The organism is Streptomyces sp. NPDC000151 (assembly GCF_040301705.1).
Classification (GTDB): Bacteria; Actinomycetota; Actinomycetes; order Streptomycetales; family Streptomycetaceae; genus Streptomyces.
Genome location: NZ_JBEPFC010000180.1, coordinates 1 through 13,587, shown reverse-complemented (window position 1 = coordinate 13,587; position 13,587 = coordinate 1). Strand labels below are relative to the sequence as shown.

The window sequence follows — 13,587 nt, the reverse complement described above, 5'->3', positions numbered from 1 at the left end:
GGCTCGTCGATCCACAGGTCGGCGAGGCGGCCGGTGGGCAGCGCGGCGCGCGGGTCGGTGGCGAGCCGGAGCCGCCCCACGGGGCGGCTGTTGACGCAGACGTCGTACGTACGGGCCCGGACGCCGCCCTCCTGGCGCTCTTCCGGTCCGGTGGGGCGCAGCGTTGTGGTCACGCTGTTGTTCTATCCCGCGGGCGGCCGCTCAGTCATCGGCCTGGTCAGCCGCCCTCGGCGCCCCGCTTGGTGACCTTACGCGGCGCGGGCCGGCCTTCCTCGGCTCCTTCCTCAGTGCGGGTCGACGTCCGCCGCGGACCGTTCGGCGAAGATCCGCATGGCCTTGGCGGTGACCGGCCCCGGGTCGGTGCCGAGCTGCCGGGCGTCGTTGCGGGTGACCGCCTGGACGTCGCGCAGCGTGGAGGTCAGGAAGATCTCCTCGGCCTGCTCCAGCGCGGCGAGCGGCAGGTCGGTCTCCTTGGCGCCGGTCCATTCGATGGTCAGCGCGCGGGTGATGCCGGCCAGGCAGCCGGACTCCAGCGGCGGGGTGTGCAGTTCGCCGTCGAGCACGACGAAGACGTTCGAGCCGGTGCCCTCGCAGAGCTGTCCCACGGTGTTGGCGAACAGCGCCTCGGAGGCGCCGTGCTGCCGGGCGCGGGCGAGCGCGACGACGTTCTCGGCGTACGAGGTGGTCTTCAGGCCGGTGAGCGCGCCGCGTTCGTTGCGGGTCCAGGGGACGGTGACCGTCGCCGTGGTGTCGGGCCTGCGGGCGGTCTCGCCGAGCGCGACGACGAGGGTGGGGCCCGCCTCGCCGCGGTCGGAGCCGAGCGGCGAGTGGCCGCCGGTGTAGGTGATCCGCAGCCGGCCGAGCGGCATGGGGTTGGCGGCGAGCACGGCGTCGCAGGCGCGGCGTACTTCGTCCAGGTCGGGGTCGGGCAGGCCGAGGCCCCGCGCCGACGAGGTCAGCCGGTGGAGGTGCCGGGTGAGCGCGAAGGCGCGGCCGTGCTCCGCCTTCAGGGTCTCGAAGACCCCGTCGCCGACCGTCAGTCCGTGGTCGAAGACGGAGACCCGGGCGCTGTCGGCATCCCGCAGCTCCCCGTCGAGCCAGATCTTCATCGCGTCGCTCCTCCAGTTGTCTCGTACGTCTCCGACGCTACCGCCAGCAGCCGTGCCGCCTTGAGTTCGGTCTCGTCCCATTCGCGGTCGGGGTCGGAGCCCCAGGTGATGCCGGCGCCGGTACCGAAGCGCAGGACGGGCCCGGCGGCGGCCTGCCGGTCGATCCAGAAGGTGCGGATGCCGACGGCCAGCTCGCCGGTGCCGCGGTCGGCGTCGACCCAGCCGACGCCGCCGCAATACGGGCCGCGCGGCGCGGTCTCCAGGGTCTCGATGATGTCCAGGGCGCTGCGCTTGGGCGCGCCGGTGACGGACCCGGGCGGGAAGGTGCCGATCAGCAGCTCGGGCCAGCCGGCGCCGGCGCGCAGTTCGCCGCGGACGGTGGAGACCAGGTGGACCAGGCCGGGATGGGCCTCGACGGCGCAGAGCGCGGGGACGGTCACCGAGCCGGTGGCGCAGACCCGTCCCATGTCGTTGCGGACCAGGTCGACGATCATCACGTTCTCGGCGTGATCCTTCTCCAGCAGGTCCGCCGCGGTGCGGCCGGTGCCCTTGATGGGCCCCGACTCGACGGTGCGGCCGGTGCGGCGCAGGTAGAGCTCGGGCGAGGCGGTGGCGACCTCGACGCCGTGCGCGGGGAGGCGGACCGTTCCCGCGTACGGCGCGGGGTTGCCGCGGGCCAGCAGCGCGGTCAGCGCGTCCACGTCCGCGCGCTCGGGGTCCGGCAGCGGCGCCGAGAGAATGCGGCAGAGGTTCGCCTGGTAGACCTCCCCGGCCGCGATGTGCTCGCGTATCCGGCGTACGCCCGCGGTGTAGGCGGCGCGGTCCAGGGAGCTGGTCCATGCCGCGCGCGCGGGCCCGCGCCACGCGCCGCGCGCGTGCCCTGTGGTGCCGCCCGGGAAGCCGGGGTCCTTCCGTACGTCGCCGAAGCGCGCGCACACGAGGCGGCCCTCGAAGTCGGCGACCACGGCCCACCAGCCCGTGGAGTCCAGAGCGGCGGGGTCGCTGGTGACGTCGCGCAGGTCGGAGGCGATCAGGCCGCCGAAGCGGGCCAGAGGAGGGAGGTCGGGCACGCCGTCGAGTCTAGGACGGCGCCCCCGGTGCCGCCCCGGCCGAGCGAGCACCGCAGCACGCTGCACAAACGCGTTTTTGTACTGGCCCAGGAATCCGCTAGAGTTCAACACGTCGCCGGGACGCGGAAGCGAAAAGCGGAAGCCGACCGAAGACAGCAGCTCTCAGGCGGTAGTCTGAGGGAGGCACCTGCGGACATAGCTCAGTTGGTAGAGCGCAACCTTGCCAAGGTTGAGGTCGCGAGTTCGAGCCTCGTTGTCCGCTCTGAGTGGGGGATCTTCCCGACCCCTGCACTCCAGGTGGAGTGGCCGAGAGGCGAGGCAACGGCCTGCAAAGCCGTCTACACGGGTTCAAATCCCGTCTCCACCTCCAAGGACGATTAGCTCAGCGGGAGAGCGCTTCCCTGACACGGAAGAGGTCACTGGTTCAATCCCAGTATCGTCCACTGGTCCGCAAGGACCACGATCCCCGAGGATCACGGTCCGCGAAGACCATGATCTAATACGGATCACCCCGCGCGATTAGCTCAGCGGGAGAGCGCTTCCCTGACACGGAAGAGGTCACTGGTTCAATCCCAGTATCGCGCACGCAGTGCCCATGGTCCGCTCCTCGGAGTGACCGTGGTCCCGAGGACGATTAGCTCAGCGGGAGAGCGCTTCCCTGACACGGAAGAGGTCACTGGTTCAATCCCAGTATCGTCCACACGGCAAGCAGAAGGGCCGGAGCATCCGCTCCGGCCCTTCTGCGTTCCTCAGGAGGAGAAGAGCATCCGGCCGAAGCTGCGGTGACCGTGGTGGCCGTGGTGGCCGTGGTGGCCGTGCTGTCCGTGGTGCGGGGCGCCCCAGGCCGGCGCGGCCGGGTACGCCTGCGGGGCGGCGGGCGGGGGCGGCGGGGCCTGCTGCGTCCACTGGGACTCCAGTCGGGTCAGCGATTCCAGCTCGCCGTAGTCCAGGAAGATCCCCCGGCAGCCCGCGCACTGCTCGATCTGGACCCCGTTGCGGTTGTACGTGTGCATCGGCGCATGGCACTTGGGACACTGCATGTCGGCTCAACTCCTACTGATCGCACGGCGGCGGCGCCGGAACCTCCGTCCGCCGTTGGTGTGTTCACCCTACGACTCGCATCGCGCCTCAACTGCCCCGGTGCGTAACAGCTTGTCACCAGTCCATTCGCGCGCAGGAGTCGACGAGCGCGGCCTCCACCTCGTCCAGCGGACGTCCCTCCGGGGCGGCCTTGGCGATGGCCAGGGCGGCGGTCTGGACCGTCAGGGCGCGGGCGGGGACGTCCAGTTCCGGCCAGGGATCGCCGTCGGGGCGTACGGCACGGCCGCCGGCGGCCCGGTACGCGCCGAGGAACCGCGTCCACACCTCGGGGGCGAGCAGGCCGCTCGCGAACCAGGCGGCGGGCCGGGCGAGATCCCAGCAGGCCTCCCCCACGCCCAGGTCGTCGACGTCGATGAGCAGCCAGCGCCCGTCCGGCACGGGGTGCCGCACCAGTTGGCCCAGGTGCAGGTCGCCGTGGCAGAGCAGGCCGGGGCCCGGCGCGGGCGCCTCGTCGCGCGCCCAGGGCGGCAGCGCGGCCCAGCCGCCCTCGACGGCGCGTACCGCGGCCGCCAGGGACGGCACGGCGGTGGTGGGCGCGGCCCGCATCCGGGCCAGCGCGCGGGCGGCCTTGGCGGGGCCGCGCATCGGCGGGACCGGCCCTGGCAGCGTGCGCGGGTCCACGGCGTGCAGCCGGGCAAGGAGCCGGGCCGCGTCCTCCCAGGGCGCGGCGTCCGGGTCGTCCGGCGCGACCGGCCGGCCGTACGGCCAGCGGGTGAGCGGGCGCCCGTCGTCGTACCGCACGAGGTAGCCGTCCGGCCCTGTGACGGGCAGCGGGGGCAGCAGCGTGCCGTGCAGGCGGGGGTGGGCGGCGATGCGCAGCCGGACGGCGAGCGCGGCGGCGTCGCAGTCGGGCGCGTGCGCCTTGGCGACGGTTCGCCCGCCGCTCACCACCGTCCCGTCGGACCGGTCGGCGAGGACGACGGGCTCCCCGGGCCCGGAGGCTCCGGAGAGCGCCGCGAGGCGGCGTATCAGGGCGCGGGACATCGTTCCCCCTCGGCGCGTGGACCGGTTCGTGCGAAGCACGCCGGTCGGCCCCGCCGCAGGGATCGTACGCAGCGCCACCTGGGCGTACGCCAGGGCCCCGGCACCCGGCGGTCTCCCGGGCCTACGCGGAGGAACCCTGGCGTCCAGCGGCCGGCCCCGGACGCGCGAAGGCCGGGCATCTCCCCAGATGCCCGGCCGTTCGTGCCGTCCGCCGCACCCCCGTCCCCACGGGGTCAATCGGCCGGAGTCTTGTCCCCGGAGCGCCGTACGCCTCCGGTCCCGGACCGCTCTTCCGGGACCGGCGCGTCAGCGCCCCAGCATTCCGGCCACGGACGACGCCTGTGTGACGACGGCGTCCCAGCCGCCGAAGACGACGGCCAGTAGCGCCGCCAGCGGCAGCACCATGGCCACCGCCACCAGCGGATGGCGGGTGCCGGACGGCTGCCGGACACCGAACGCGGCGGCCGTCCTGCGCCCCTGCGCCCGGAGAACCGTCTGCGCACGGAAAGCCGTCTGCGTACGGAGAACCGTCTGCGTACGGAAAACCGTGCGTCCCGCCGTGTCCGCCATCGCCCCGTCTCCCGTCGTTCTGGCAGCGGTGGGCGTCCAACCTCGGGGGACGAGTGCTCGCGCCCACCGCCTGACCTCCACACTAGGCAGCCGGCGACCCCCGGACGTCAGCCCGACGTACCGATCGGCGGGCCTCCGGGAGGATGACGGCGCGGCCCCGTATCTACTCCCGTGGGTGGAGATCCGGCACCGGCTTTCGGGGAGATCCCGGAGGGGGTGTCCGACTGCGCCCGGAGACGGCCCTTTCGCGTGACTTCGGTCACGCACCCGGCTCCCCCGCCGGCCGCCGTCCCGGTCCCCCGCCGGGCCGCCGCGCCGCACCGGGCCGCGCCGTCCCCGTACCCCCGCAGCGGCACCGCTGGCGGACCGCCACCTGTCCGTGCCTCAAACTCCGTGCCGTAGCCGACGCTTGGGAGCGCGGCGCGGAACTCGGCGCGTACGGACGCCGATTCCGGGTCCCGCGCGCACGCCGCCCGCCCGCCGCCGGCAATCCATGGCCGACGCATGCGCGGCCTGACAGCGCAGCGCCCCGTCAATCCGTAAGCTGTGGCACGTCAGACGGATGCAGCGGAGTGGGGCCTCCCCACCGCAGGTAGGGGACGGACATGGCGATGATGCGGCTCCGGCGCGAGGATCCGCGGGTCGTCGGCTCGTTCCGGCTGCACCGCCGGCTGGGCGCCGGCGGGATGGGCGTGGTCTACCTCGGGTCCGACAAGCGCGGCCAGCGGGTGGCCCTGAAGGTGATCCGCCCGGACCTGGCCGAGGACCACGAGTTCCGCTCCCGGTTCGCGCGCGAGGTGCAGGCCGCGCGGCGCATCCGGGGCGGCTGCACGGCGCGGCTGGTGGCGGCCGACCTGGACGCGGACCGGCCGTGGTTCGCGACCCAGTACGTCCCGGGCCCCTCGCTGCACGACAAGGTCAACGACGAGGGCCCGCTGCCGCCGGCGCAGGTCGCCACGATCGGCGCCGCGCTCTCCGAAGGGCTGCTCGCCGTCCACGACGCGGGCGTGGTCCACCGTGACTTGAAGCCGTCGAACATCCTGCTGTCCCCCAAGGGCCCCCGGATCATCGACTTCGGCATCGCCTGGGCGACCGGCGCGAGCACGCTCACGCACGTCGGCACCGCCGTCGGCTCGCCCGGCTTCCTCGCGCCCGAGCAGGTGCGCGGCGCGGCGGTCACGCCCGCCACGGACATCTTCGCGCTCGGGGCCACGCTGGCGTACGCCTGTACCGCGGACTCGCCCTTCGGACACGGCAGTTCCGAGGTCATGCTCTACCGCGTGGTGCACGAGGAGGCGCAGCTGGCCGGGGTGCCGGAGGCGCTGGCGCCGCTGGTGGCGGGCTGCCTGGCCAAGGACCCGGCCGAGCGGCCGAGCACCCTGACGCTGTCGCTGCGGCTGAAGGAGATCGCCGCGCGGGAGGCGCACGGGCTGTCCGACGGGCCGGTGGACGGGCTGCCCGGCGAGACGCTGCTCCGTACGGAGCGGGGCGGGCCCGAGCGGCCCGGCGGGCGCCGCGCTGAGGACTTCGTACGCCAGCGCGCGGACGAGCGGCACACGCCGGGCCACGGCACGGGCACGCCGCGCCCGCAGTCCTCCTCGCGCCCCTCGGTCTCCCGTCCGGCCGGTTCCCGGTCGGCGGCGGGCACGCACGACAGCTGGCCCCCGGCGCCGAGCGCGAACGGCGGACGGCCGGCGGCGGGCTCCAACGGCCGCTCGGCACCCGCGGGCTCCAACGGACGGTCGGCCTCCCCCGGCTCCAACGGCCGGACGGCGCCGCCCGCCGGCTCCAACGGGCGGTCCGCTTCCCCCGGCTCGAACGGCCGGTCGGCCCCCGCGGGCTCCAACGGACGCTCGGCCTCCCCCGGCTCCAACGGCAGGTCAGCGGCCCCCGGATCGAACGGCCGGTCCTCGGGCCCGCACTCGGGTCCGAACTCGGGTCAGCACTCCAACGGACGGTCCGGCGGCCGGGCATCGGGCCGGGTGCCCGGCGCGCGGTCGGCGGGGCGAAACGGTTCACGTCCGGCCAGGACGACCTCGGGCGGCCGCCGCCCGGCGGGCCCGGACCGCAGGCTGCTGCGCCAGCGGCTCATCGTGTTCGTCACGGTGACGCTGCTCGTGGCGCTGGGCATCGCGGCGGCCCAGGGCTGCCAGGGCCCGACTCGCGGCCTGGGCGTACTGGGCTCGGGCTCGGGCTCGGGCTCGGGCTGGGGCTCGGCACACAGCCAGGGCGCGCACGCGTCGGGCACGCCCTCGCCGGGCGCTCACACACCGCGTACGCACCCATAGAGCGCTCACACACCGGGAACACACCCGTCGGGCACACACCCGTCGGGCGCTCACGCACCGGGTACGTCGGACGGGCCCTGAGGGCCGCCCCCACCCGTAGTAACCGGACCGACCGGGCTCAGGTGGTGTCCGGCCGCCCCGTCGCCACCGCGTAGAAGGCGACCGCCGCGGCCGCGCCGACGTTCAGCGAGTCGACGCCGTGCGCCATCGGGATGCGGACCCATTCGTCCGCCGCGACCAGGGCCTGCCGGGACAGCCCGTCGCCCTCGGCCCCGAGCATCAGCGCGGCCCGCTCCAGGCTGTGCGGCGCGGCCTCGTCGATCGCGGTGGCCTTCTCGTCGGGCGTGAGCGCGAGCAGCTTGAAGCCCGCCTCCCGTACGGTCTCCAGGCTCCGCGGCCACTGCTCCAGGCGCGCGTACGGCACGGAGAACACCGCCCCCATGGACACCTTCACCGACCGCCGGTAGAGCGGGTCGGCGCAGTCCGGTGACAGCAGTACGGCGTCCATGCCGAGTGCCGCCGCGCTGCGGAAGATCGCGCCGATGTTGGTGTGGTCGTTGACGGCTTCCATGACGACGACGCGGCGCGCGGAGGCGAGCAGGTCGCTCGCCTCGGGGAGCGGCTTGCGCTGCATGGAGGCGAGCGCGCCCCGGTGTACGTGGTAGCCGGTCACCTGTTCGGCCAGCTTGGGGTCCACCGCGTACACCGGCGCCGGCACCTCGTCGATCACGTCCCGCATGACGTCGACCCACTTGGCCGAGAGCAGCATGGACCGCATCTCGTACCCGGCGTGCTTGGCGCGCCGGATCACCTTCTCGCCCTCGGCGATGAACAGGCCCTCGGCCGGTTCGCGGCGCCGCCGCAGCTCGACGTCGGTGAGGCCGGTGTAGTCGCGCAACCGGGGGTCGTCGGGGTCGTCGACGGTGATGATGTCTGCCACGGGTCGATCGTGCCTTGTCGTCGTCGCGGTTCCCATGCCGGGGACCGCATTTGTTACCAGCGGTTACAGGCAGCCGCCGGAACGGCTGCCGCACTAAGGCGGGCTGCCTTGCGGGCAAGCGAGGGCGGGCTGCGAGGGCTGCCCTCTGGGCAACCGGCGGCGGGCTGCCCCTGTGGACAACCGCTGCCCGCGCCCGCACCTCATGTATAACCCCAGTTAAAGGGGGGCCAGGTGGAGAACCGTCACTTCGGCTTCACGGGGCGAAGGCCCTCGCGTCGCTTCGGCCTCGGCGTCCGCTTGGGCTTCGGCTTCGGCGTCCGCTTCGGCCTCGGCGTTCGCTTCGGCGGGCGTCAGGGAGCGAAGGTCTTCGCGGCGTTCACCACGTCGCCGATGACGATGACGGCGGGCGGCCGGACGTCCTCCTCCTTGACCCGCGCCCCGACGGTCTCCAGCGTGGCGTCGACGCGGCGCTGGGTGGCCATCGTGCCCTCCTGGATCACGGCGACCGGGGTGTCGGCGGCGCGCCCGTGCCGCGTCAGCGTCGCGGCGATGGAGGCGATCTTGTCCACGCCCATCAGGATCACCAGCGTGCCGCGCAGCTTGGCCAGCGCCGCCCAGTCGACCAGCGAGCGCGCGTCGTCGGGCGCGACATGGCCGCTGACCACGGTGAACTCATGGGCCACTCCGCGGTGCGTGACGGGCACGCCGACCGCGCCGGGCACGCTGATGGAGCTGGAGATGCCCGGCACGACCGTACAGGTGATGCCGGCCTCGGCCAGCGCCTCGGCCTCCTCCATGCCGCGCCCGAAGACGAACGGGTCGCCGCCCTTGAGGCGGACCACGGCCTTGCCGGCCTGGGCGTGGTCGATGAGCGCCTGGTTGATGGCCTCCTGGGCCATGTACCGGCCGTACGGGATCTTCGCCGCGTCGATGACCTCGACGTGCGGCGGCAGCTCGTCCAGCAGGTCGCGCGGGCCGAGCCGGTCGGCGATCACCACGTCGGCCTCGGCGAGCAGCCGGCGGCCGCGCACCGTGATCAGGTCGGGGTCGCCGGGGCCGCCGCCGACCAGCGCGACGCCGGGAGTACGGCGGCGATGGTGCGGCGCTGCGATCGTGCCGTCCCGCAGGCCCTCGACGATGGCGTCGCGGACGGCGGCGGCGCGGCGCGGGTCGCGGCCCGCGGCGTCGGTGTTGAGGACGGCCACGGTGACGCCCTCGCTGCGGCCGGTGGCCGGCGTCCAGGCGGTGGCCGCCTCGGCGTCGTCGGACCGTACGGCCCAGACGCGGTGCTCCTCGGCCTCCTGGGAGGCGGCGGCGTTGGCCGCGTCGTCGTCGGTGGAGATCAGCGCGTACCAGGCGTCCGCGAGGTCGCCCGGCCGGTACCCGCGCCGCTCCCAGGTCAGCTCGCCGGCGTCCGCCATGGCCTCGACGGAGGGGGTGGCGGACGGCGAGATGAGCAGGATGTCGGCGCCGGCGGCGATCAGCGCGGGCAGCCGGCGCTGGGCGACCTGGCCGCCGCCCAGCACCACGACCCGGCGGCCGGTCAGGCGCAGGCCGACGGGATAGGCGGCGTGCTCGGAGGGAACGGCCATGGCGGTACGGCTCCTTGTGCGGGTGATGCGGGGCCGCTTCGGCGCTGGAGCGGCGTGAGGATGGTGGTGCGGCCGGTGCGGCGGCCACGCGTCCCGGCCCACAGCCTATTTGGCCGCGGGCCTGGGGTCATGCGCGGGCGGCGCCGATGCGGCCGGACGCCGGGATGCTCCCGGTTCTCGGGGGCACGTCACGCCCACGGCGTCCGGAATGACCGAGACGTCGGGACGGTCGGGATGACCGGGACGGACGGGATGTCCGGTGCGCGTGGCGCCCAGGGCGACCGGGTTACTCGCGCCCCGAGCGCCCCGGGCGTGCCGGGCATGCCGGGAGTCGCGGGCACGTGGCGGCCAGGCCATGCCGAAGGGGTGGCACGGCGTCGCCGGTGCGGGGGCGGTCCGGCGCTGCGGAGCGTCCCCCATGGGCGGTCAGCCCTTCTCGGTGACTCCGGCGGCGTCGAACGTCGCCACCTCGTGCATCGCGCGCGCCGCGCTCTGCACGATCGGCAGCGCGAGCAGCGCGCCGGTGCCCTCGCCGAGGCGCAGGTCGAGGTCGACCAGCGGGCGCAGGCCCAGCTTGGTCAGCGCCGCGACATGGCCGGGCTCGGCGCTGCGGTGGCCCGCGATGCAGGCGGCCAGCGCCTCGGGCGCGACGGCCCGCGCCACCAGCGCCGCCGCGCCGGCGCTCACGCCGTCCAGGATCACCGGCGTACGCAGCGACGCGCCGCCGAGGATCAGGCCGACCAGCGCGGCGTGCTCCAGGCCGCCGACGGCCGCCAGCACGCCGATCGGGTCGGACGGGTCCGGCTGGTGCAGTTCCAGGGCGCGGCGGACGACGTCGACCTTGCGGGCGTGCGTCTCGTCGTTGATGCCCGTGCCGCGGCCGGTGACCTCGGCGGGGTCGGTACCGGTGTACACGGAGATCAGCGCCGCCGAAGCGGTGGTGTTCGCGATCCCCATCTCGCCCGTGAGCAGCGCCTTGTTCCCGGCCGACACCAGGTCGCGGGCGGTCTCGATGCCGACCTCGATCGCCTTGAGCACCTCGTCACGGGACATCGCGGGCCCGGCGGTCATGTCGTCCGTACCGGGGCGCACCTTGCGCGGCAGCAGCCCGGGCGTGGCCGGCAGCTCGGACTTCACGCCGACGTCCACGACGCAGACCTCGGCGCCGACCTGGTTCGCGAAGGCGTTGCAGACCGCGCCGCCGCCGAGGAAGTTCGCGACCATCTGGCCGGTGACCTCCTGGGGCCAGGGGGTGACGCCCTGGGCGTGCACGCCGTGGTCGCCCGCGAAGATCGCCACCGCGGCGGGCTCCGGGACGGGCGGCGGGCACTTCCGCGACAGGCCGCACAGCTGCGCCGAGATGATCTCCAGCATGCCGAGCGCGCCGGCCGGCTTGGTCATCCGCTTCTGCCGCTCCCACGCGTCGCCGAGCGCCTTGGCGTCCAGCGGGCGGATGCCCTGCAGGGTCTCCTGGAGCAGGTCGTGCGGCTCGGCACCGGGCAGCGCGCGCCGCCCGTACGTCTCCTCGTGCACGACCCAGGACAGCGGGCGGCGCTTGGACCACCCGGCCTGCATCAGCTCGGGCTCTTCGGGGAACTCGTCGACGTACCCCACGCAGAGGTACGCGACGACCTCCAGGTGCTCGGGCAGGCCCAGCTCGCGGACCATCTCGCGCTCGTCGAAGAAGCTGACCCAGCCGACGCCGAGGCCCTCGGCGCGGGCGGCGAGCCAGAGGTTCTCGACGGCCAGCGCGGAGCTGTACGGGGCCATCTGCGGCTGGGTGTACCGGCCGAGGGTGTGGCGGCCGCCCCGGGTGGGGTCGGCCGTGACGACGATGTTGACCGGGGTGTCGAGGATCGCCTCGATCTTCAGCTCGCGGAACTGCTTGGCGCGCGCCTTGGGCAGCGACTGCGCGTACGCGTCGCGCTGCTGCATCGCCAGCTCGTGCATCCGCTCGCGCGTCTCGGCGGAGCGGATGACGACGAAGTCCCAGGGCTGGGAGTGCCCGACGCTGGGCGCGGTGTGCGCCGCCTCCAGGACGCGCAGCAGCACGTCGTTCGGGATCGGGTCGCTCCGGAAGCCGTTACGGATGTCCCGCCGCTCCCGCATCACACGGTGCACGGCGGCCCGCTCCTCGTCCCCGTAACCGGCAGCGGGGTCGGCGGGACGGGGGGCGGCCTCGGGCTCGGCCTCGGGGTCGGCTGCGGCTTCCGCTTCGGCTTCGGGGGCGGGCTCTTCGGCCTCGGGCTGGGGCTGGGGCTCGGGCTCCGCTTCGAGGGCCGGGACGGGCTCCGCCTCGGGCTCGGCCTCGGGCTCGGCTTCGGTGGCGGGCGCTTCGGCCTCGGGGGCCGGGGCCTGCTCGGCTTCGGGGACGGTCTCCAGGACCGGAGTGGACTCGGCCTCAGGGACGGGCTCGGCCTCGGGGGCCGGGGCCGACTCGGTCTCCGGTACCGGGGCGGGCTCGGCCTCAGGAACGGCCTCGGCTTCGGGCTCCTCCGCCGGGGCGGCCTCGGTCGGCTCCGCGGGGGCGGTGTCGGCCTCGGCCTCGGGGACGTCGGGGACCGGCGTGGTCTCCTCCGTCTCGCCCGTGGGAGCGGCCTCCTCGACGACGGCCTCGGGCACCGCTTCCGCCTCGGGCTCAGCGGTCTCGGGCTCGGCGGTCTCGGGGGCCGCGTCCGCGACGGGCTCGGCCTCCGTGGGAGCCGCCTCCGCGACGGGCGCTTCCTCGGGCTGCGCCGCCACCTCGGCCTCCGGGGCGGCCACAACGGCTGCCTCCGGGGCAGTCTCGACCGCGGCCTCCGGAGTGACCTCCGGGACGGTGTCCTCCGCGAAGGCCGCGTTGATCGCGGCCTTGGCGGCCTTCGCCTTGGCCGCCGACCGCGACGCCCGAGCCCGCGGCACCGTCGCCTCAGAAGGCTCGGCGGATTCGACGGACGCGACGGACTCGGCAGCTACAGGAGCGTCCTCAACGGACTCGACAGGCTCGACGGGCTCGACCGACTCGTCAGCCGCAGAAGCACCATCGGCGCCCTCCGCGTCCTCGGCACCTTCCGTGCCCTCCGCGCTCGTCGCGCCCTCCGGAACCTCGTCACCCAGCTGCAGCAGCTCGGCGGCGTCCTGCGCCTCGGCGGGCGCGGCGGCCTGGACCGGCTGTGCCTCGGCGACGGGCGCCTGGGGCTCGGTCACGGCCTGCTCTTCGTTGTGCACGTGTTCCTCTGCTGCGGGCTCCGCGGCGAGCTGCTCCGCACCGGCAGGCGCGGCCTCGACGGGGCCCTGCTCGCCCTCGGTGGTGTTCTGCTGTACGTCGGCGTCGGCATCGGCGTCGGCGTCGGTGTCGGCATCGGTGTCGGCGTCCGCCTCGGCAGCGGCCTCCGCGGCCGGCACCGGCGCCGCGGGCGTCTCGTCCGGTACGGCCTCGGCCTGGCCCGGCGCGTCGTGCCCCGCGGCGTCCGTCTCGGCGAGCGGTGCCGCGACGCCGTGCTCGACGGGCTCCTGCTCGCCCGGCACCGCGGCATCCGCCGGTGCCTGCTCCGCCGCCTCCGCGAACTGCGGCCCGCTCTCGGGCTGCGCCACCGGGGCTTGCGCCACCGCCGCTTCGGACTGCTCCGCGCCGGTCGGCGCCTCGACCGCCTCAGCAGTCACAGACATGTCGGCCGCCGCAGCGACCTCAGCCGTACCGGCCTCCGTACCGGCCTGCGTACCGCCCACCGGCGCCGCCCCCCAAGCCGGCATCTGCGCCGGAATGGCCGCGCCACCCGGCTGCGCCGGCTCGGGCTGCGGTTCCGGCAGCGGCAGCGGGCCGGCCTGCTGAGCGCCTTCCTCGGGGAGCGGCCCCGGGGCCGCCTCCGGCAGCGCGCCCGGCTCCTCGCGCGGTACGTCCAAGTACTCGGGTCCCACGGTCGGCGGGCCCGCGTGCCGCGCGGGCGGCTGCGG

Annotated in this window: 9 protein-coding genes and 5 tRNA genes; 6 read left to right on the top strand and 8 right to left on the bottom strand. The window is 74.9% G+C overall.

Annotated elements, in window-relative coordinates:
• Window positions 1-284: 284 nt before the first annotated feature.
• Together ABT381_RS31865 and ABT381_RS31860 are read right to left on the bottom strand one after the other, a co-directional pair.
• The gene (locus ABT381_RS31865; RefSeq protein WP_351600351.1) at window positions 285-1,109 is read right to left on the bottom strand and encodes an aminotransferase class IV; all 825 of its coding nucleotides are present in this window, start codon (window positions 1,107-1,109) and stop codon (window positions 285-287) included.
• Window positions 1,106-2,179, bottom strand: a complete 1,074-nt coding sequence (locus ABT381_RS31860; protein WP_351600349.1) for a chorismate-binding protein — start codon at window positions 2,177-2,179, stop codon at window positions 1,106-1,108. The genes ABT381_RS31865 and ABT381_RS31860 overlap by 4 nt, the downstream gene beginning before the upstream one ends.
• 189 nt (window positions 2,180-2,368) lie before the next feature.
• Between ABT381_RS31860 and ABT381_RS31855 the strand changes: the two genes are divergently transcribed.
• The 5 genes from ABT381_RS31855 (at window position 2,369) to ABT381_RS31835 (ending at window position 2,879) form a co-directional block, all read left to right on the top strand.
• Window positions 2,369-2,441, top strand: a tRNA-Gly gene (locus ABT381_RS31855).
• 34 nt (window positions 2,442-2,475) lie between these two features.
• Window positions 2,476-2,549 (top strand) — tRNA-Cys (locus tag ABT381_RS31850).
• A 1-nt stretch (window position 2,550) separates the two neighbouring features.
• Window positions 2,551-2,622 (top strand) — tRNA-Val (locus tag ABT381_RS31845).
• A gap of 70 nt (window positions 2,623-2,692) precedes the next feature.
• Window positions 2,693-2,764: transfer RNA gene (locus ABT381_RS31840), tRNA-Val, on the top strand.
• Between the two features lie 43 nt (window positions 2,765-2,807).
• A tRNA-Val gene (locus ABT381_RS31835) sits at window positions 2,808-2,879 on the top strand.
• 49 nt (window positions 2,880-2,928) lie between these two features.
• Here ABT381_RS31835 and ABT381_RS31830 read toward each other — a convergent pair.
• From ABT381_RS31830 to ABT381_RS31820, 3 genes are all read right to left on the bottom strand, one after another.
• A complete protein-coding gene (locus ABT381_RS31830) occupies window positions 2,929-3,219 on the bottom strand; it encodes a TFIIB-type zinc ribbon-containing protein (protein ID WP_351600347.1) in 291 nt (96 codons plus the stop codon).
• Between the two features lie 115 nt (window positions 3,220-3,334).
• Window positions 3,335-4,264 (bottom strand): phosphotransferase family protein, encoded by a 930-nt coding sequence (locus ABT381_RS31825; protein WP_351600345.1) that lies wholly within the window; start codon window positions 4,262-4,264, stop codon window positions 3,335-3,337.
• Between the two features lie 306 nt (window positions 4,265-4,570).
• Complete coding sequence (locus ABT381_RS31820) at window positions 4,571-4,834, bottom strand: hypothetical protein (RefSeq protein WP_351600343.1); 264 nt, start codon at window positions 4,832-4,834, stop codon at window positions 4,571-4,573.
• Between the two features lie 605 nt (window positions 4,835-5,439).
• On the opposite strand from ABT381_RS31820, the gene ABT381_RS31815 reads away from it, so the two are divergent.
• Entirely contained in the window at window positions 5,440-7,122 is a 1,683-nt protein-coding gene (locus ABT381_RS31815) for a protein kinase domain-containing protein (RefSeq protein ID WP_351600341.1), read from the top strand.
• Between the two features lie 118 nt (window positions 7,123-7,240).
• Here ABT381_RS31815 and ABT381_RS31810 read toward each other — a convergent pair whose 3' ends face one another.
• The 3 genes from ABT381_RS31810 to cobT all read right to left on the bottom strand — a co-directional run bounded on the left by ABT381_RS31810 (window position 7,241) and on the right by cobT (window position 13,302).
• Window positions 7,241-8,062, bottom strand: coding sequence for a TrmH family RNA methyltransferase (locus ABT381_RS31810; RefSeq protein ID WP_351600338.1), 822 nt, complete (start codon window positions 8,060-8,062; stop codon window positions 7,241-7,243).
• Between the two features lie 350 nt (window positions 8,063-8,412).
• Window positions 8,413-9,654 carry a uroporphyrinogen-III C-methyltransferase gene (gene cobA, locus ABT381_RS31805; RefSeq protein ID WP_351600336.1) on the bottom strand — a complete coding sequence of 414 codons (1,242 nt, stop codon included), beginning with the start codon at window positions 9,652-9,654 and terminating at the stop codon, window positions 8,413-8,415.
• A gap of 426 nt (window positions 9,655-10,080) precedes the next feature.
• Window positions 10,081-13,302, bottom strand: coding sequence for a nicotinate-nucleotide--dimethylbenzimidazole phosphoribosyltransferase (cobT, locus tag ABT381_RS31800; protein WP_502965728.1), 3,222 nt, complete (start codon window positions 13,300-13,302; stop codon window positions 10,081-10,083).
• Between the last annotated feature and the right edge of the window lie 285 nt (window positions 13,303-13,587).

Coding starts and splice junctions, on each gene's coding strand:
- ABT381_RS31830 (WP_351600347.1), bottom strand. CDS start 3,219: ATGCAGTGTCCCAAGTGCCATGCGCCGATGCACACGTACAACCGCAAC.
- ABT381_RS31825 (WP_351600345.1), bottom strand. CDS start 4,264: ATGTCCCGCGCCCTGATACGCCGCCTCGCGGCGCTCTCCGGAGCCTCC.
- ABT381_RS31820 (WP_351600343.1), bottom strand. CDS start 4,834: ATGGCGGACACGGCGGGACGCACGGTTTTCCGTACGCAGACGGTTCTC.
- ABT381_RS31865 (WP_351600351.1), bottom strand. CDS start 1,109: ATGAAGATCTGGCTCGACGGGGAGCTGCGGGATGCCGACAGCGCCCGG.
- ABT381_RS31815 (WP_351600341.1), top strand. CDS start 5,440: ATGGCGATGATGCGGCTCCGGCGCGAGGATCCGCGGGTCGTCGGCTCG.
- cobA (WP_351600336.1), bottom strand. CDS start 9,654: ATGGCCGTTCCCTCCGAGCACGCCGCCTATCCCGTCGGCCTGCGCCTG.
- cobT (WP_502965728.1), bottom strand. CDS start 13,302: ATGTCTGTGACTGCTGAGGCGGTCGAGGCGCCGACCGGCGCGGAGCAG.